Origin of the sequence: Nocardioides panacisoli (assembly GCF_019448235.1) — a bacterium.
GTDB classification, from domain to species: Bacteria; Actinomycetota; Actinomycetes; order Propionibacteriales; family Nocardioidaceae; genus Nocardioides; species Nocardioides panacisoli_A.
This window is the reverse complement of the sequence record NZ_CP080409.1, coordinates 877,181-894,124: the sequence shown is the minus strand read 5'-3', so window position 1 is coordinate 894,124 and position 16,944 is coordinate 877,181. Positions and strand designations below refer to the sequence as shown.

The following is a 16,944-nucleotide window of genomic DNA, read 5'->3' as shown; positions in this document are numbered from 1 at the left end:
GTGGCCCACCAGCAGTACGACGACACCGCCCTGCTGGACGCCCTGCGCCGAGCGGCGGCCGAGGCCGGCGACCCGCTCCCGGTGGCGGCGTACGACCGGGTGCAGCGCACCCACGGTCTGCCCAGCAGTGCCCGGATCGTGCAACGCTTCGGCGCCTGGCGCACCGCCTGCCAGCGGGCCGGACTCTCCGCGCACGCCGCTCCCGGCGGCACCGGCAAGAAGTGGACAGCGGAACGGGTGACCGCCAGCGTCCGCGAGTTCCTCGCCGACCCGGAGGCGGGCACCAGCTTCGCCGCCTACCAGGCGTGGGCGAAGGGCCGCGCCGACGCGCCGAGCGGCCAGACCGTCCGCAACGCGCACGGGTCGTGGTCGGCGGCGACCACGGCGGCACGGGATGCGGCGGGCCACGGGTGAGACGCCGCGCTAGCGTCGGGGCATGCGCACCCAACGCCTGAGCTCGTTCATCGACACGGCCCTGGACAAGACCGTCGCGCCGGGCTACACCAAGATCGGCTGGGCCGTCCGCCGCCGCCTCCCGGGCTGGCCCGCCGACCCCACGCCCGGGTCCCTCCGCGGCCAGGTCGCCATCGTCACCGGAGCGACCTCCGGCCTGGGCCTTGCCACGGCCGAGGGCCTGGCCGCGCTCGGCGCCACGGTGCACCTGATGGTGCGCGACACCGACAAGGCCGAGGGCGTGATGGCCGGGATCCGCGACCGGGTGCCCGGGGCCGACCTGCATGCCGTGCGCTGCGACATCGGCGACCTCGGCGATGTACGCCGCTGCGCGACCGAGCTCCTCGACCGGCTCGACAGGGTCGACGTGCTGGTGCACAACGCCGGCGCGATGCCGCCGGAGCGGACCGAGTCGCCGCAGGGGCACGAGCTCACCATGTCGCTGCACGTGCTCGGGCCGGTGCTGCTCACCGAGCTGCTGCTGCCGCTGCTGGCCGGCGGCCGGACCATCATGGTGACTTCGGGCGGTATGTACGGCCAACGGCTCCGTGACGACGACCCGGAGTACCGCAACGGCGAGTACTCGCCGACGACGGCGTACGCCCGCAGCAAGCGCGGCCAGGTGGAGCTCCTCCCGGTCCTCGCCGACCGTTGGCACGCCCGGGAGGTCCAGGTGACGGCCACCCACCCGGGCTGGGCCGACACCCCCGGCGTCGTCGACTCCCTGCCGACCTTCCACCGCATCACCGGCCCGCTGCTGCGCAGCGCGGCCCAGGGTGCCGACACCACCGTGTGGCTCGCGGCGACCGGCGGGGACGGCTCCTCGGGGACGTTCTGGCACGACCGCCGGCGACGCGACACCCACCTGCTGGCCCGCACGCGGACCGGCGCGGTGGAACGTGACCGGTTCTGGGCATGGACCGCGGCGGCGCTCGACCTGGACCCGGTCGAGAGCCCCTGACCAGAGCGGGGCTCAGGTGCCGTAGACCGGCTCCGGCGCCGTGCCACCGGCCAGCAGGTCGCGCAGCGCCGGGCCGACCTCGGCGGCGTCCCACCGCCCCTCGGCGGTGGTCGCCGCGCCGTGGCGCCAGCCGTCCTCCACCGTCATCGTGCTGCCCTCGATCTCGATGACCCGCCCGGTCACGTCGCCGGCCCCCTCCGAGGCCAGCCAGGCCACGACCGGCGAGTTGTCCTCGGGCTCGGGCATGGCGGAGGTGTCGAAGGCGCCCTCGGTCATGCGGGTCCGCGCCACCGGCGCGATCGCGTTGACGGTGACGCCGTACCGCCCGAGCTCCGCGGCCGCGACCAGGGTGAGACCCGCGATGCCGGCCTTCGCAGCCGAGTACGTCGCCTGGCCGATCGAGCCCTGCAGCCCGGCGCCGGAGGAGGTGTTGATGACGCGCGCGGCCCGCTGACGCCCCGCCTTCGCCTCGGCGCGCCACCACGCACCGGCGTGGCGCATCGTCGCGAAGTGGCCCTTCAGGTGCACCCGGATGACCGCGTCCCACTCCTCCTCAGAGGTGTTGACCAGCATCCGGTCGCGCACGAACCCGGCGTTGTTGACCAGCACGTCGAGGCCACCGAAGGTGTCGATCGCCTGCTGCACCAGCGCCGCCGCGGCGTCGAAGTCGGCGACGTCCGCGCCGTTGACGACGGCCTCCCCGCCCGCCGCCTCGATCTCGCGCACGACCTCGTGCGCGGCGGTGTCGTCGTCGTGCTCCCCGGCCAGGGTCACGCCGTAGTCGTTGACCACGACCTTCGCGCCGTGACGGGCCAGCTCCAGCGCGTGGGCGCGGCCGATACCGCGTGCGGCCCCGGTGACGATGGCAACGCGACCCTCCAACAGGTTGCTCACTGGTGCTCCTTCTCCTCGGTGGCGGACCCGGCCGGGCCCGACTGGACGATGTGCAGGAAGACCGGCGGCTCTCCCCCGCCGTGGCAGGCCACGCAGGCTCCGGTGACGTAGGAGGCGAGGTCGCTGGCCAGGAACGCCGCGACCCGACCGACCTCGCGCGGGTCGGCCATCCGGCCCAGGGGGATCGTGCGCTCGATCGCCGCGACCGTGGTGTCCCCTCCGTAGTGGTCGGCGGTGTCGGGGGTGCGGACGAGTCCGACGTCGATGGCGTTGACCCGCACCCCGTCGGTGCCCCACTCCTGGGCCAGCGAGGTGGTGAGCGCGTCGAGCCCGGCCTTCGCGGCGCCGTACGCCGCCGTGCCCGGCGAGGGGCGCGTGGCACCGATGGAGGAGACGTTGAGGATCACTCCCCCGCCGCGCTCGGCCATGGCCCGGTGCGCGACCTGGCTGACCAGCAGCGGGGCGACCAGGTTGAGTCCCACGACCTTCTCGTGGAGCCGCGGCGAGGCCTCCGCTGCGGGGGCGTAGGGCGCACCGCCGGCGTTGTTGACCACGATGTCGAGCCGGTCGTGGTCGGCGAGGACTCCGTCGACGAGCTCGGCGACCGACTCCGGGTCCCGAACGTCGCAGGTGCGATGGGTGGCACCGGCCGGAGGCTCGGCCACGGAGCGGGAGCACACCACGACCGTGGCGCCCGCCTCGAGCAGCACCTCGGCGATGCCACGCCCGATGCCGCGCGTGCCGCCGGTGACCAGCGCGACCCTGCCGTGGAGATCCACTTCGATGGACATGGCTCCAGAGCATACCAAGCAAATGCTTGGTAGGGTTCGGGCATGCCCATCACGAGCACGCTCCGCGACGACGGGATCCGCGTCGTCACCATGGACGCCCCACCGGTCAACGCCCTGACCGTGCAGGGGTGGTACGACGTCGCGGCGGCGCTTGACGAGGCCGGTGCGGACCCGGCCACCCGCGTGGTGGTGCTCCGCGCGGAGGGCAAGGGCTTCAACGCCGGCGTCGACATCAAGCAGATGCAGCAGACGAGCGGGTTCGACGCCCTCCTCGGCGCCAACCGCGGCTGCCACGCCGCGTTCAAGGCCGTCTACGAGTGCGCGGTGCCCGTCGTGGCCGCCGTCGCCGGCCACTGCCTCGGCGGGGGCGTCGGCCTGGTGGGCAACGCCGACTGCGTGGTCGCCAGCGACGACGCCTACTTCGGCGTCCCCGAGGTCAACCAGGGCGCCCTCGGCGCCGCCACCCACATGGCGAGGCTGGTGCCGCAGCACCTCATGCGCACGCTCTACTTCACCGCGCGCACCATCCCGGCTGCCGACCTGGTGCAGTTCGGCTCGGTGCTGGAGGTGGTGCCGCGCGACCGGCTCGACGATGCCGCGCTCGCCGTCGCCGGTGAGATCGCCGCCAAGGACCCGCGTGTCATCCGCGCGGCCAAGGAGGCGCTCAACGGCATCGACCCCGTCGACGTCAACGCTTCCTACCGGTTCGAGCAGGGCTTCACCTTCGAGCTCAACCTGGCCGGCGTCAGTGACCAGCTCCGTGACGGGTTCGCCGGCACCGAGAAGGGATCTCGACAGGCTCGATCAACGGGTGCGCAGGCTCGACCAACGGGTGCGCAGGCGCGGCCGACGAGTGGACCCACCCCAGCGACGGAGGACGAGCAGTGAGCAGCAGGCCCCGCGACAAGCAGATGTCGATCGAGGAAGTCGTCGGCTCGCTGGAGTCGGGCATGACCGTCGGTATCGGCGGGTGGGGGTCACGGCGCAAGCCGATGGCCCTCGTCCGCGCCCTGTGCAACTCCGACCTCACCGACCTCCACGTCGTCAGCTGGGGTGGACCGGACGTGGGACTCCTGGCGCGGGCGGGCAAGATCGGCAAGCTCACCTTCGCCTTCGTCACCCTCGACACCGTGCCGATCGAGCCGAACTTCGCCCGCGCCCGGCAGGAGGGCACCATCCCCGATGTCGAGGAGTGGGACGAGGGCATGTTCCTCACCGGCCTGCGGGCGGCCTCGCAGCGCCTGCCGTTCCTGCCGATGCGCGCCGGCCTCGGCTCCGACGTGCTGGTCACCAACCCCGGCCTGCGCACGATCAGCAGCCCCTACCCCGACGACGAGGGAGTCCACGAGGAGTTCGTCGCGGTGCCCGCCCTGGACCTCGACGTCGCACTGGTGCACCTCGACCGAGCCGATCCGCACGGCAACGCCGCCTACCTCGGCCCCGACCCGTACTTCGACGACCTCTTCGCGATGGCCGCCGACCGCACCTACGTCAGTGTCGAGCAGGTCGTCGACACGGCCGGCCTCACCGCGGGACCGCCCCCGATCCCGGTCCAGCGGCTGCTGCTCAACCGGATGCTCGTCGACGGCGTGGTCGAGACCCCCCGCGGCGGCCACTTCACCATGTGTACGCCGGACCACGAGCGCGACGAGCGCTTCCAGAAGGCCTACGCGGCCGCAGCCAAGGGCACCGAGGAGGACTGGCAGGCGTTCCACGACCGGTTCCTCGCCGGCGACGAGGCGGCGTACCAGGCCGCGGTGACCGCGTTCGAGGAGGAGCAGTGAGCGACGTGACGCGAGCAGACGTGTGTGCGGCGGCCATCGCCGACGCCTTCGCCGAGGACGGCGAGATCTTCGGCAGTCCGATGGGGTTGCTCCCGATGCTGGGCGTGCGACTCGCGAGGTTGACCTCCAACCCGGACCTGGTGCTCTCCGACGGACAGAGCCTCTTCCTCGGCGGCGTCCCGCCGCTGGGCTCGACGGCCGAGGTCGTCGAGGGATTCGTGCCCTTCCGGCAGGTCTTCGACATCGTCGCGCACGGCAAGCGCCACGTGATGATGGGCGCGACGCAGGTGGACCGCCACGGCAACCAGAACATCTCCGCCATCGGGCCGCACGAGCGTCCGAAGCGGCAGCTGCTGGGATCGCGGGGCGCCCCCGGCAACACGGTCAACAACCGCACGTCGTACTGGGTGCCCAAGCACTCCCCCAGGGTCTTCGTCGAGCAGGTCGACGTCGTCTCCGGCGTCGGCCCCCGCCGCGCCCGGGAAGCCGGCCCCGCGGCGACGAAGCACCACGACATCCACCGGATCGTCACCAACCTCGCCGTGTTCGACGTGCACGGCCCCGACGACACGGTGCGCCTGCTCAGCATCCACCCGGGCGTGGGTCCGGACGAGGTGGTCGAGGCGACCGGGTTCGCCCTCGAGGTGCCCGCGGACGTCGCCACCACCCGCGAACCCACCACCGAGGAGCTCGTCCTCATCCGTGAGGTGCTCGACCCGAAGGGACTGCGCTTCAACGAGGTGCCCGAGCCCGACGGGGAGCCGGCATGATCGAGCAGCGCCTGCGCACCCCGCTGACCGAGCTCACCGGCGTCCGCCACCCCGTGGTGCAGACCGGCATGGGGTGGGTGTCGGGTCCCCGCCTCGTGTCGGGCACGGCCAACGCCGGCGGGCTCGGGATCCTGGCGTCGGCGACGATGACCCTCGACGACCTCGAGAAGGCCATCGTGGAGGTGAAGGAGCGCACCGACCAGCCGTTCGGCGTCAACCTGCGGGCCGACGCCGGTGACGCGGCCGACCGCTGCCGCCTGCTGATCGAGCACGGCGTGAAGGTGGCGTCCTTCGCCCTGGCCCCCCGACCGGAGCTCATCGCGCGGCTCAAGGAGCACGACGTCGTCGTGATGCCCTCGATCGGGGCCGCCAAGCACGCCCGGAAGGTCGCCTCGTGGGGTGCGGACGCGGTGATGGTGCAGGGCGGAGAGGGCGGCGGCCACACCGGACCGGTGCCCACGACGCTGCTGTTGCCCTCCGTCCTCGACGCGGTCGACATCCCCGTGGTCGCCGCCGGCGGGTTCTTCGACGGTCGCGGGCTCGCCGCCGCCCTGTCCTACGGAGCCGCCGGCGTCGGCATGGGCACGCGCTTCCTGCTCACCCGCGACAGCGCAGTGCCCGACGCCGTCAAGCAGCTCTACCTCGACCACGGGCTGACCGACACGGTCGTGACCGCGAAGGCCGACGGGATGCCGCACCGCATGCTGCGCACCCCCTTCGTCGAGGGGCTGGAGGAGACCAGCGCGGTCAAGCGCCTCGGACCGACCGTGCGCCGCACCCGGGAGTTCAAACGGGACTCGGGCCTGTCGTGGTGGCAGTTGGCCAGGGACGGCCGGGCGATGCGCCGCGAACAGGGACGTTCCCTGGGCCAGATGGCGCTCGCCGCGAACACGCCGACGATGCTCAAGGCGGGCCTGGTCGAGGGCGACACCGACGCAGGCGTCCTCGCCAGCGGCCAGGTCGTCGGGATGATCGACGACCTGCCCAGCTGCGAGGAGCTCCTCGACCGCATCGTCACGCGGGCCGCCGACGAGCTCGGCCGTGCGGCGGCGTACACGCTCGACGCGACGGACTGAGCAAGCTGAGCCTCACAGGGTCCGCTGGTAGCCCGGTACCCGGGCCATCACGCGGTAGCCGAGCAGCTCGTTGATGGCGATCATGTGGGCGTTGCTGCCGGCGTTGCCGGTGTCGATGTGGTCCAGCTCCGGCTCCACCTCGCGCAGCCACCGCAGCATCTCGACCTTGAGCAGCAGCCCGAGACGGTGGCCACGATGGTCCGGGGAGACTGCCGTGTCGTGCTGGCCACCCACCCCGGGGCGAGCGCCCTCCGCACCCACGACCGTGTGGCCGGCGAGTGCGCCGGAGCCACGATGGCGGGCCACGACGCGGTACATCCGGTGGCCGCGCCCGAGCTGCGCCGCCTCGTAGTCCCGCACCCGGTCAGCGGTGTAGACCTCGTCCTCGATCGCCAGGTCATCGGTCGGCGCATCGTTGATCACCGCCGTCACCTCCGCGAGCTCGGCCAGGTCCTCGGCAGGCGTGGGGAACCTGTGCCGCTCGAAGGCGTAGTCCGCTGCGTGCGGCAGCGCGGCGTCGTACGCCGCGTCGACGGCGGGCCAGTCGACCTCGGCGAGGTACTGGCGTCGCTCGACCTCGACGTAGGCACGCTCGTAGCCGTGGTGGGCGGCGAAGCCGTCGAGCGCCGGGTGCTCGTCGGCGGCAAACCCGCCCATCGTGCGGCCACGCCGGGTCGCCTCGGCCTCGAGGTGGGCCAGCAGGGCGCTGCCGTGCCCGCGTCGCTGGTGGTCGGGGCGGACCGAGAGGTCGAACCACGCGAAGTGCTGGTTGTCCCGTTCGGTGGTCTCGATCGTGCCGACGGCCACGACCTGTCCGTCCACCCGCCCCAGGTAGGGCGTGCCCGGCTCGAGGTCCCACGAGTAGCGCAGGTAGCCGGCGATCGACTCCGGCGTCTCCGGGTCGCGCCACGGCGCGGTGGCCAGGTTGGCGGCATTGAACACCTCGGCGTACGCCGCGGTGGCCCCGGCGTCGTCGGGATCGAACGCGACGATCTCCATGGCGACAGCCTGCCGCGCCCCGGCGGGATCGGCCACTGGTTTTCGCCCTACGCTGAGTCCGTGAACGACACCGGTCCGGCGCCGCGACGCAAGCACCTGATGGACCCCTCGGCACCGCCCGAGGCGCCCGACCCCGCGGACCTCGCGCGGCTGCACCGCGTGCAGCGCATCGTGATCTCGGTGCTCGTCCTCACCACGATCCTGCACCTCTCCTTCGGGCTGGTCCTCGCCGCCGACCACGTCGCCGAGGACCGCCTCGACGCCCAGGTGGTGCTGATCGCGCTCGGCACCGCCTCGATGGTGCTCGGCGTCGCCGCCGCCCTCGCCATCCTGCGCCGCCCCGTCCTCTCGCCCTGGCTCACCCTCGGGCTGCTGCCGGGCCTGGCCGGTTGGTGGTGGGTCTTCCTGCGCTGACGCGGGGAGCGATCCCCGGTCGGCCGGGGATCGCTTACCTTGTCGGGCACTGCAGTGCCCGACAAGGTAAACGAACGCAGGACAACCCTCGGCGCGTGCTCGCTCAGCCGAGTCGTTCGATGATCGTGACGTTGGCCTGGCCGCCGCCCTCGCACATCGTCTGCAGGCCGTAGCGGCCGCCGGTGCGCTCGAGCTCGTTCAGCAGCGTGGCCATCAGGCGGGTGCCGGTCGCGCCGATCGGGTGGCCGAGCGCGATGCCACCGCCATTGACGTTGACCTTCTCGTGGGGCACGCCCGTCTCCGCCATCCAGGCGAGTACGACGGACGCGAACGCCTCGTTGCACTCGAACAGGTCGATGTCGTCGACGATGAGCCCCGTGCGCTCGAGGGCGTGCCGGGTCGCGGCGATGGGGCCGGTGAGCATCCACACCGGGTCGTCGCCGCGCACCGACAGGTGGTGGATCCGCGCACGGGGCGTGAGGTCGTGGTCGGCGACCGCCTGCTCGGAGGCGATCAGCAGGGCCGAGGAGGCGTCGCAGATCTGGGACGCGACGCCAGCGGTGATCCGACCTCCCGGCGCCAGGGGCTCGAGGTCGGCCATCTTCGCCAGCGAGGTCTCGCGGGGGCACTGGTCGGTGTCGAAGGTGGTCCCGTCGGGCAGGGCCACCGGCACGATCTCCCGGCCGAAGCGACCCTCGGCAATCGCCGCGCGCGCCCGCTCGTGGGACGCGAGTGCGTACTCCTCCATCGCCACCCGGTCGATGTCCCACTTCTCCGCGATCATCTCCGCGGAGTTGAACTGGCTCACCTCGACGTCGCCGTAGCGCGCGACCCAGCCGGGCGACTCGGCGAAGGGGGTGCTGAAGCCGTACTGCTGCCCCACCAGCATCGCGGCCGAGATCGGGATCGCGCTCATGTTCTGCACTCCCCCGGCGACCACCAGGTCCTGGGTGCCCGACAGCACCCCCTGCGCGGCGAAGTGCACCGCCTGCTGCGAGGAGCCGCACTGCCGGTCGATCGTCACCCCGGGCACGTGGTCGGGCAGTCCGGCGACCAGCCACGCGGTCCGCGCGACGTCGCCGGCCTGGGAGCCGATGGTGTCGCAGCAGCCGAGGATCACGTCGTCCACGGCGCCCGGGTCGACGCCGGTGCGGTCCACCAGCGCGGCCAGTGAGTGGGCCGCGAGGTCGGCCGAGTGCACCTCGGCGAGCGCTCCCCGCCGCTTGCCGACCGGCGTACGGACGGCGTCGACGATGTAGGCCTCAGGCATGGGACTCCCCCTGGGATGCGGCGATCCCGTCGAGCAGGATGCGGATGTACTGGTCGGCGATGTCGGTGTGGGCGAGCCCGCCGCCGGGGCGGTACCAGCGCACGGCCACCCACACCGTGTCGCGGATGAAGCGGAAGGTGAGCGTCACGTCCAGGTCAGGGCGGAGTACGCCGGTGCGCACCCCCTCCTCGAGCAGGGTCACCCACACCTGGCGTGACTGGGCGTTGCGCTCGGCGAGGTAGCCGAAGCGCTCGTGGGCGCCCAGGTGGCCGGCGTCGTTCTGGAAGATCGCCACCTCGTGGGGGTGCTGGTCGATCGCGGCGAAGGAGACGCGCACCGCCTCCTCTAGCTTGGTGCGGGCGTCGGCGTCGCTGGCGAGGATCGCGTCGTACTGCCCGAAGAGCTCCTCCTGGAAGCTGCGCAGGATCTCGTCGACCATCGACTCCTTGGAGTCGAAGTGGTGGTAGAGGCTGCCGGACAGGATCCCGGCGGCGTCGGCGATGTGGCGCACCGTGGTGTTGCGGAACCCCTTCTCGGCGAAGAGCTCCGCGGCGATCTGCAGCAGTTCGCTGCGTCGCGTCCCGGCCGCGTTGGCGTTGGACTCAGGCATGTTGGCTGCTCACGGACAGGACCTCACCGGTGAGGTAGGAGGAGTAGTCACTGGCGAGGAACACCATCACGTTGGCGACCTCCCATGGCTCCGCGGCCCGGCCGAAGGCCTCCCGCTGCTTGAGCTCGCCGAGCAGCTCGGCGGAGGTCACCTTCTCCAGGAACGGGTGCATGGCCAGGCTCGGCGAGACCGCGTTGACCCGGATGCCGTGCTCGGCGAGGTCCATGGCGGCCGACCTGGTCAGCGCCATCACGCCCGCCTTGGCGGCGGCGTAGTGGGCCTGCCCCTCCTGCGCGCGCCAGCCGATGACCGAGGCATTGTTGACGATCACGCCCCGCGTCCCGGCCCCGCTCATCCGGCGACCCGCGGCCCGGATGCACCGGAAGGTGCCGGTCAGGGTGATGTCCAGGACCCGCGACCACTCCTCGTCGGTCATCTCCAGGATGCTCGCCGTGCCACCGAGGCCGGCGTTGTTGATCAGTACGTCGACCCCACCGAACTCGTCGGCGGCGTCGAGCAGTCCGGTCACCTGCTCCTCGTCGGTGACGTCGCAGACGCGCTGCCGGACCCGGTCGGCGCCGAACTCCTCGGCGAGCGTGGCCTCGGCCTCGCCCAACCGGCGCTCGTGGGTGTCGCCGAGCACCACCGCCGTGGCCCCCTCCTCCAGTGCGCGTCGGGCGGCCGCGGCACCGATGCCGGCGCCGGCCGCCGCGGTGACCACCACGACCTTGCCCGCGAGCAGGTCGTGGCCGGGCACGTAGTCGGGTGCGGGTTGCTCGGTTCGCTGGGTGCTCACTTCCAGGGCCGCCTCTCTCTCGGCAAACCGATCCGGATGGGTCCGCCTCGGTTCGGCGGCTGCGTCACCAATCGCGGTCGTCTCACTTCTCCGGCCGCCTCTCTCTCGGCAAACCGAGCACGCGCTCGGCGAGGATGTTCTTCTGGATCTCGTCGCTGCCGCCGTAGATGGTGTCAGCCCGGGAGAACAGGAAGAGCCGCTGCCACTCGTCGAGGTCGTACCCCTGAGCGGTGCCCTCCTGGGCGAGGAGGCCGTCGCGCCCGGCGACGTCCATCGCGACCTCCCCGAGCCGGCGGTGCCAGTTGGCCCAGGCGAGCTTGAAGATCGAGCCCGCCCCACCGCCGGCGGCGGAGTCCTGGCCGCCCTCGACCGCGGCGAGGGCCCGAAGTGCGAAGCTGCGGATCGCGCTGAGCTCGACCTTGAGCGAGGCGAGCCGGTCACGCACGACCGGGTCGTCGATGCGGCCGTTGTCCTTCGCCCGCGCGATGACACCGTCCAGCTCGCGGGCGAAGCCGACGGTCTGGCCCAGGGTGGAGACCCCACGCTCGAACCCGAGCAGGCCCATGGCCACGCCCCAGCCCTTGCCCGGCTCCCCGACGAGGAGGTCGGCGTCGGTGCGGGCGCCGGAGAAGAAGACCTCGTTGAACTCCGACCCCCCGGTGAGCTGTTCGATCGGGCGGATCTCGACGCCCACCTGGTGCAGCGGCACGAGGAGGAAGGAGAGACCGCGGTGTCGCTGCTCCGCTGCGGATCCGGGCTCGGTGCGGGCGATGACGAAGCACCAGTCGGAGACGTGGGCGTTGGAGGTCCAGACCTTCTGGCCGTCCACGACCCACTCGGGTCCGCCGCCCGTGCCGGGGTCCTCCAGCCGCGCCTTCGTCTGGACGGCGGCGAGGTCGGAACCGGCGCCCGGCTCGGAGTAGCCCTGCGCCCACAGCTCGGTCACGGCCACGATGGGGGGCAGGAAGCGCTGCTGCTGCTCGGGGGTCCCGAAGGCGATCAGCGTCGGCCCGAGGAGCTCCTCGCCGAGGTGGTTCACCCGCGCCGGGGCGTTCGCACGGGCGTACTCCTCGTGGAAGATCACCTGCTGCCACAGGCTCGCCCCGCGGCCGCCGTGCTCGGTCGGCCACCCCAGGCAGGTCCACCCGTGCTCGGCCAGCAGGCGGTTCCAGGCGAGGCGCTCCTCGAAGGCCTCGTGGTCGCGCCCCGGCCCGCCACGACCGCACAGGTCGCGCCACTCGCCGACGAGGTGGTCACCGAGCCACGCGGCGACCTCGGCTCGGAACGCACGGTCCTCCGCGCTCTCGGTCAGGTCCACACCACCCAGCATACCAAGCAAATGCTTGGTAGGGTTGTCGCCATGGACACGATCCCCGCAGCCCTGCGCGCGGCGGCGGCGACCCACGGCGACAAGTCGGCGTACGTCGAGGGCGACCGCGTCGTGTCGTTCGCCCACCTGCTCGACCTCGTCCGACGGACCGCGGCCGGCTACCGCAACCGCGGCCTCGGGCCGGGTGACCGGGTCGCCGTCTGGGCCCCCAACAGCATCGACTGGGTCGTCGCCGCCCTCGCGACGTCGTACGCCGGCGGCACGCTCGTGCCGATCAACTCCCGCTACACCGGCCCCGAGGCCGCCGACATCGTCGACCGCACCGGTGCGGTCCTGGTCGTGGTCGCCGACGGCTTCCTGGGACGCACCCAGGTCGCCGACCTCCGCGCGGCCAGCGGCCTGTCGTCGGTGGCGGAGATCATCGACATCGCCGACCTCGACCGGGTCACGGAGGAGCCCGGTGGGATCGACGAGGTCGCCGCGGCCGTCTCCCCCGACGACGTCGCGGACGTGCTGTTCACCTCGGGCACGACCGGCAGCCCCAAGGGCGCCATGAGTGCCCACCGCCAGACCGTCGGCGTGGCGCGCGCCTGGGGCGAGCTCGGCGGCGTCACCGCCGAGGACCGCTACCTGGTCCTCAACCCGTTCTTCCACTCCTTCGGCTACAAGGTCGGCATCGTCACCGGACTCACCACCGGCGCCACGTTGTACCCGATGGCGACCTTCGACCCGACGGGCACGATGCGCGCCATCCAGGAGGAGCAGATCACCGTGCTCCCGGGCGCACCGACGATCTACCAGTCGCTGCTGACCGCACCGGACCGCGGCGACCACGACCTGTCCTCGTTGCGGCTCGCCGTCACCGGGGCCGCGGTCATCCCGGTCGTGCTCATCGAGCGGATGCGCGAGGACCTGGGGATCGACACCGTCGTCACCGCGTTCGGCATGACCGAGGCGGTGGTCGTCACCATGGCGCGTGACGGCGACCCGGCCGAGCTGGTCGCCGCGACCTGCGGCCGGGCGATCCCCGGCATGGAGACCGCCATCGGCGCCGAGGGCGAGCTGCTGGTGCGGGGGGACTTCGTGATGCTGGGCTACCTCGACGACCCGGAGGCGACCGCGGCCGCGATCGATGCCGACGGCTGGCTGCACACCGGTGACGTCGGGGAGCTCGATGAGCAGGGCAACCTCCGCATCACCGACCGCCTCAAGGACATGTACATCTCCGGCGGCTTCAACGTCTACCCCGCCGAGGTGGAGCAGGTGCTGCTCCGCGCCGAGGGCGTCGCGGACGTCGCCGTCGTCGGCCTGCCCGACGATCGGATGGGCGAGGTCGGGACGGCGTACGTCGTCGGCACGGCGAGCGCGGAGGACGTGCAGGCGTTCGCCAAGGAAAGACTGGCCAACTTCAAGGTGCCGCGGCACGTGGTGCACCTCGACGCGCTGCCCCGCAACCTGGCGGGCAAGGTGCTCAAGAACGAGCTGCGACGTGCGCACGAGCGGGAGGACCGCTGATGGACCTGGACCTGAGCCCGGGCGAGCTCGCCTTCCGCGACGAGGCGCGCGCGTGGCTGGCGGCCAACGTGCCCGCCGACCCCCTGCCGTCGATGGACACGTCTCCGGGGTGGCGGGCCCACCAGGAGTGGGAGGCGCGTCTCGCCGCGGACCGCTGGTCGGTGGTGTCGTGGCCCGAGGAGTTCCACGGCAGGGACGCCTCCCTGGTGGAGTGGGTGGTCTTCGAGGAGGAGTACTACCGGGCCGGGGCACCCGGCCGGGTCTCCCAGAACGGCATCTTCCTGCTCGCGCCGATCATCTTCGGCCACGGCAATCCCGAGCAGCAGCGTCGCTGGCTGCCGACCATGGCCACCGGGGAGCAGATCTGGGCCCAGTGCTGGTCCGAGCCCGAGGCGGGCTCTGACCTGGCGTCCCTCTCCTCCACCGCACGCCGGGACGACGAGCGGGGCGGCTGGGTGCTCAACGGTCAGAAGACCTGGTCGTCGCGCGCACCGTTCGCCGACTGGGGTTTCGGGTTGTTCCGCTCCGACCCGGACGCGCAGCGCAAGCACGACGGACTGACCTACTTCTGCTTCCCGCTGGACGCCGCGGGGATCACGGTGCGGCCCATCGCCCAGCTCGACGGCGAGCCCGGGTTCGCGGAGGTGTTCTTCGAGGACGTCTTCGTGCCCGATGCCGACGTGCTCGGCGCCCCCGGGGACGGCTGGCGGGTGGCGATGAGCACGGCCGGCAACGAGCGTGGCCTCTCGCTGCGCTCCCCGGGCCGCTTCTGCGCGGCGGCGGACCGTCTCGTCGACCTGTACGCCGCGACGCGCACCTCATCGGCCACTGAGCGCGTGGTCGACGCCTGGATCCGTGCCGAGGCCTACCGGCTCTACACCTGGGGCACCGTGACTCGGCTCGCCGACGGCGGCGAGATGGGCGCGGCGGGATCGGTCAACAAGGTGTGGTGGAGCGAGCTCGACGTCGCCCTGCACGAGACGGCGCTGGACCTGCTCGGGCCGGAGGCGGAGGTCGCCGGCCCCTGGCTCGACGGCTACCTCTTCTCGCTGTCGGGCCCGATCTACGCCGGCACCAACGAGATCCAGCGCAACATCATCGCGGAGCGCGTGCTCGGACTGCCCCGCGAGGCGAAGGGAGCGCGGGCATGAACCGCACCACCACCCCGACGCAACCACTGCCGCGCGCACTGAGCCGAGCACGAGGACGCCGCGAGGCGAAGGGAGCGCGGGCATGAACCGCACCACCACCCCGACGCAACCACTGCCGCGCGCACTGAGCCGAGCACAATCACGCCGCGAGGCGAAGGGAGCGCGAGCATGAGGTTCGAGCACACCACGGACCAGCGGGACTTCGCCCGCTCGTTGGACAAGCTCGTCGCCGGCAGCGACCCGATCGCGGTGGCGCGTGCGTGGGCCGAGGGCGACCACGCCGCCGGCCTCACGTTGTGGGCGCGGCTGGCCGAGCAGGGCGTCACGATGCTCGCCACCGAGGCGAGCCCCGTCGAGGTCTGCGTCGCGTTCGAGGTGCTCGGGCGCCATTCCGTCCCGGGCCCGTGGGTGGAGTCGGCGGCGTACCTGCCCGTGGCGCTGGGCCGCGAGGTCGCCGGTGTCGCGACCGTCGCGGTTCCACCGCACACCCCGTACGCGTTGGACGCCGACGTGGCCGAGGCCGTCTACCTCGACAGCGGCCGGGGTGAGCCCACGTTGGTCCCGCCGGAGCGCCGTGCGTCCGAGCCGGTGGTCTCCGTCGACCCGACGCGCCGCCTCTTCCGCGTCGGGGAGGCGGTCGACGTCGCGGGGGTCTCCGGCTCGAGGGCCTTCGACCTCGCCGCCCTGGCGACGGCCGCGCAGCTGCTCGGCCTGGGCGAACGGGTGCTGGCCGACTCGGTGACCTACGTGACGCAGCGCCGCCAGTTCGGCCGCGAGATCGGCTCCTACCAGGCGATCAAGCACCAGCTGGCGAACGTGCGGATCGCCCTCGACTTCGCCCAGCCGCTGGTGTACGGCGCCGCGGTCGCCCTGAGTGAACCCGCCGGGACCGCCGAACGATCGGTGTCCGCGGCGAAGGTCCAGGCCGCCGAGGCGGCGTACCTCGCCTCGCGGGTCGGCCTCCAGGTGCACGGGGCGATCGGCTACACCCGGGAGCACGACCTCAGCGTCTTCCTCACCAGGATCCGTGCGCTGGTCACCGCGTGGGGCACGCCGGCCTTCCACCGGTCGCGCATCCTGGACTCGCTGCTGGGCGAGCGGATCGGGAGTGCCTGATGGAATTCGCCCTCAGCGAGGAGCAGTCCGAGCTCGCCGCGACCGTCCGCGCCGTGCTCGATCGCCATGCCGACCCGGCTGCGGTGCGTCGCGCGATGGCCGCCGAGCAGGGCCACGACCCGGACCTGTGGGAGCGACTGTGCACGCAGGTCGGCGTCGCCGCACTCGCCGTCCCCGAGGAGTACGACGGCTTCGGTGCGTCGTTCTTCGAGGCGGCGGTCGCGCTGGAGGAGATCGGGCGATCGTTGGCACCCAGCCCCCTCCTCGCGACCGTCGTCGCCACCGAGGCGCTCCTCGCCGGTGGTGATGCCGCGGCACGTGAACGCCTGCTCCCCCGGATCGCGGCCGGCTCGATCGCCACCCTCGCCCTCGACGAGGAGGTCGTCCTGGACGGGGACCGCGCCGGGATCGTGCTCGGGCTGTCGCCGGACGGCAGCGACCTGGTCGAGGTCGACGTCACTGGCACCGCGCCCCGGTGGCGGGAGTCGATGGACCAGACGCTGCGCCTCGCCCGCGTGTCCCCCGACGCCCCCCGCACCCCGATCGGCGACGGCACCGCGGCACGCGAGCGCGCCGAGCTCGTGGGATCCGCCGGGGCCGCCGCCCTGGCCGTGGGCCTGTGCGACCGTGCGCTGCGGATGACGGTGGACCACAGCGCCGAACGCGAGCAGTTCGGCCGTCCCATCGGCTCGTTCCAGGCCCTCAAGCACCGCATGGCCGACATGCTCGCGCGGCTCGAGATCGCCAGGTCGGCCAGCTGGGCGGCGAGCCACGCGCTGGCCGACCCGGAGACAGCGGCCGAGCAGGCGGCGTACCTCACGCACGCAGCCGCGTCCTACGGAGGCGAGGCCGCCGCCCACCTCGCCGGGGAGTGCATCCAGCTCCACGGCGGCATCGCGATCACTTGGGAGCACGACGCCCACCTGGTGTTCAAGCGGGCCCACGCGCTGGGGCAGCTCTTCGGTGCCCCACACGAGCACCGCAGCCGCATCCCGCTGTGACGTCGCCGTCCGG

At 72.7% G+C, this 16,944-nt stretch carries 18 protein-coding genes; 11 read left to right on the top strand and 7 right to left on the bottom strand.

Features of this window, described 5'->3' with window-relative positions; translation table 11 throughout:
• Entirely contained in the window at positions 1–414 is a 414-nt protein-coding gene (locus KUV85_RS04385) for a homing endonuclease associated repeat-containing protein (protein WP_219962005.1), read from the top strand.
• A 22-nt stretch (positions 415–436) separates the two neighbouring features.
• Positions 437–1,414: an SDR family NAD(P)-dependent oxidoreductase gene (locus KUV85_RS04380; protein ID WP_219962004.1), complete on the top strand. Its 978-nt coding sequence runs from the start codon at positions 437–439 to the stop codon at positions 1,412–1,414.
• Positions 1,415–1,426: 12 nt separating this feature from the next.
• On the opposite strand, the gene KUV85_RS04375 is transcribed toward KUV85_RS04380, so the two are convergent.
• Both KUV85_RS04375 and KUV85_RS04370 read right to left on the bottom strand, forming a co-directional pair.
• Positions 1,427–2,308 carry an SDR family oxidoreductase gene (locus tag KUV85_RS04375; RefSeq protein WP_219962003.1) on the bottom strand — a complete coding sequence of 294 codons (882 nt, stop codon included), beginning with the start codon at positions 2,306–2,308 and terminating at the stop codon, positions 1,427–1,429.
• On the bottom strand, positions 2,305–3,099 hold the full coding sequence (locus tag KUV85_RS04370) for an SDR family oxidoreductase (protein ID WP_219962002.1): 795 nt from the start codon (positions 3,097–3,099) through the stop codon (positions 2,305–2,307). Before KUV85_RS04370 ends, KUV85_RS04375 begins: the two co-directional genes overlap by 4 nt.
• Before the next feature lie 42 nt (positions 3,100–3,141).
• On the opposite strand from KUV85_RS04370, the gene KUV85_RS04365 reads away from it, so the two are divergent.
• Genes KUV85_RS04365 through KUV85_RS04350 form a run of 4 tightly spaced genes read left to right on the top strand, consistent with a single transcriptional unit; the run spans position 3,142 to position 6,729 of the window.
• A complete protein-coding gene (locus tag KUV85_RS04365) occupies positions 3,142–3,987 on the top strand; it encodes an enoyl-CoA hydratase family protein (RefSeq protein WP_219962001.1) in 846 nt (281 codons plus the stop codon).
• Positions 3,984–4,883, top strand: coding sequence for a CoA transferase subunit A (locus tag KUV85_RS04360; protein WP_237690197.1), 900 nt, complete (start codon positions 3,984–3,986; stop codon positions 4,881–4,883). Before KUV85_RS04365 ends, KUV85_RS04360 begins: the two co-directional genes overlap by 4 nt.
• Positions 4,880–5,653 (top strand): CoA-transferase subunit beta, encoded by a 774-nt coding sequence (locus KUV85_RS04355; protein ID WP_219962000.1) that lies wholly within the window; start codon positions 4,880–4,882, stop codon positions 5,651–5,653. Before KUV85_RS04360 ends, KUV85_RS04355 begins: the two co-directional genes overlap by 4 nt.
• Positions 5,650–6,729, top strand: coding sequence for an NAD(P)H-dependent flavin oxidoreductase (locus tag KUV85_RS04350; RefSeq protein WP_219961999.1), 1,080 nt, complete (start codon positions 5,650–5,652; stop codon positions 6,727–6,729). The genes KUV85_RS04355 and KUV85_RS04350 overlap by 4 nt, the downstream gene beginning before the upstream one ends.
• Before the next feature lie 12 nt (positions 6,730–6,741).
• Here KUV85_RS04350 and KUV85_RS04345 read toward each other — a convergent pair whose 3' ends face one another.
• On the bottom strand, positions 6,742–7,728 hold the full coding sequence (locus KUV85_RS04345; protein WP_219961998.1) for a GNAT family N-acetyltransferase: 987 nt from the start codon (positions 7,726–7,728) through the stop codon (positions 6,742–6,744).
• A 60-nt stretch (positions 7,729–7,788) separates the two neighbouring features.
• Here KUV85_RS04345 and KUV85_RS04340 point away from each other — a divergent pair, with 60 nt between their 5' ends.
• Positions 7,789–8,142, top strand: coding sequence for a hypothetical protein (locus KUV85_RS04340; RefSeq protein WP_219961997.1), 354 nt, complete (start codon positions 7,789–7,791; stop codon positions 8,140–8,142).
• 103 nt (positions 8,143–8,245) lie between these two features.
• On the opposite strand, the gene KUV85_RS04335 is transcribed toward KUV85_RS04340, so the two are convergent.
• From KUV85_RS04335 to KUV85_RS04320, 4 genes are all read right to left on the bottom strand, one after another.
• Positions 8,246–9,412: an acetyl-CoA C-acetyltransferase gene (locus KUV85_RS04335; protein ID WP_219961996.1), complete on the bottom strand. Its 1,167-nt coding sequence runs from the start codon at positions 9,410–9,412 to the stop codon at positions 8,246–8,248.
• Positions 9,405–10,022, bottom strand: a complete 618-nt coding sequence (locus KUV85_RS04330; RefSeq protein ID WP_219961995.1) for a TetR/AcrR family transcriptional regulator — start codon at positions 10,020–10,022, stop codon at positions 9,405–9,407. The genes KUV85_RS04335 and KUV85_RS04330 overlap by 8 nt, the downstream gene beginning before the upstream one ends.
• Positions 10,015–10,818: an SDR family oxidoreductase gene (locus KUV85_RS04325; RefSeq protein ID WP_219961994.1), complete on the bottom strand. Its 804-nt coding sequence runs from the start codon at positions 10,816–10,818 to the stop codon at positions 10,015–10,017. The genes KUV85_RS04330 and KUV85_RS04325 overlap by 8 nt, the downstream gene beginning before the upstream one ends.
• 82 nt (positions 10,819–10,900) lie before the next feature.
• Entirely contained in the window at positions 10,901–12,136 is a 1,236-nt protein-coding gene (locus tag KUV85_RS04320) for an acyl-CoA dehydrogenase family protein (protein WP_219961993.1), read from the bottom strand.
• Between the two features lie 42 nt (positions 12,137–12,178).
• On the opposite strand from KUV85_RS04320, the gene KUV85_RS04315 reads away from it, so the two are divergent.
• The 4 genes from KUV85_RS04315 to KUV85_RS04300 all read left to right on the top strand — a co-directional run bounded on the left by KUV85_RS04315 (position 12,179) and on the right by KUV85_RS04300 (position 16,931).
• The gene (locus KUV85_RS04315) at positions 12,179–13,663 is read left to right on the top strand and encodes a FadD3 family acyl-CoA ligase (RefSeq protein ID WP_219961992.1); all 1,485 of its coding nucleotides are present in this window, start codon (positions 12,179–12,181) and stop codon (positions 13,661–13,663) included.
• Complete coding sequence (locus tag KUV85_RS04310; protein WP_219961991.1) at positions 13,663–14,814, top strand: acyl-CoA dehydrogenase family protein; 1,152 nt, start codon at positions 13,663–13,665, stop codon at positions 14,812–14,814. Before KUV85_RS04315 ends, KUV85_RS04310 begins: the two co-directional genes overlap by 1 nt.
• A gap of 168 nt (positions 14,815–14,982) precedes the next feature.
• Positions 14,983–15,930 carry an acyl-CoA dehydrogenase gene (locus KUV85_RS04305; protein WP_219961990.1) on the top strand — a complete coding sequence of 316 codons (948 nt, stop codon included), beginning with the start codon at positions 14,983–14,985 and terminating at the stop codon, positions 15,928–15,930.
• Entirely contained in the window at positions 15,930–16,931 is a 1,002-nt protein-coding gene (locus KUV85_RS04300) for an acyl-CoA dehydrogenase family protein (RefSeq protein ID WP_219961989.1), read from the top strand. Before KUV85_RS04305 ends, KUV85_RS04300 begins: the two co-directional genes overlap by 1 nt.
• Positions 16,932–16,944: the final 13 nt, after the last annotated feature.

What these genes read in the sequence shown, in the direction of transcription:
- KUV85_RS04330 (WP_219961995.1), bottom strand. Translation starts at nt 10,022, where the DNA reads ATGCCTGAGTCCAACGCCAACGCGGCCGGGACGCGACGCAGCGAACTG.
- KUV85_RS04305 (WP_219961990.1), top strand. Translation starts at nt 14,983, where the DNA reads ATGAGGTTCGAGCACACCACGGACCAGCGGGACTTCGCCCGCTCGTTG.
- KUV85_RS04310 (WP_219961991.1), top strand. Translation starts at nt 13,663, where the DNA reads ATGGACCTGGACCTGAGCCCGGGCGAGCTCGCCTTCCGCGACGAGGCG.
- KUV85_RS04350 (WP_219961999.1), top strand. Translation starts at nt 5,650, where the DNA reads ATGATCGAGCAGCGCCTGCGCACCCCGCTGACCGAGCTCACCGGCGTC.
- KUV85_RS04315 (WP_219961992.1), top strand. Translation starts at nt 12,179, where the DNA reads ATGGACACGATCCCCGCAGCCCTGCGCGCGGCGGCGGCGACCCACGGC.
- KUV85_RS04300 (WP_219961989.1), top strand. Translation starts at nt 15,930, where the DNA reads ATGGAATTCGCCCTCAGCGAGGAGCAGTCCGAGCTCGCCGCGACCGTC.
- KUV85_RS04345 (WP_219961998.1), bottom strand. Translation starts at nt 7,728, where the DNA reads ATGGAGATCGTCGCGTTCGATCCCGACGACGCCGGGGCCACCGCGGCG.
- KUV85_RS04365 (WP_219962001.1), top strand. Translation starts at nt 3,142, where the DNA reads ATGCCCATCACGAGCACGCTCCGCGACGACGGGATCCGCGTCGTCACC.
- KUV85_RS04370 (WP_219962002.1), bottom strand. Translation starts at nt 3,099, where the DNA reads ATGTCCATCGAAGTGGATCTCCACGGCAGGGTCGCGCTGGTCACCGGC.
- KUV85_RS04335 (WP_219961996.1), bottom strand. Translation starts at nt 9,412, where the DNA reads ATGCCTGAGGCCTACATCGTCGACGCCGTCCGTACGCCGGTCGGCAAG.
- KUV85_RS04380 (WP_219962004.1), top strand. Translation starts at nt 437, where the DNA reads ATGCGCACCCAACGCCTGAGCTCGTTCATCGACACGGCCCTGGACAAG.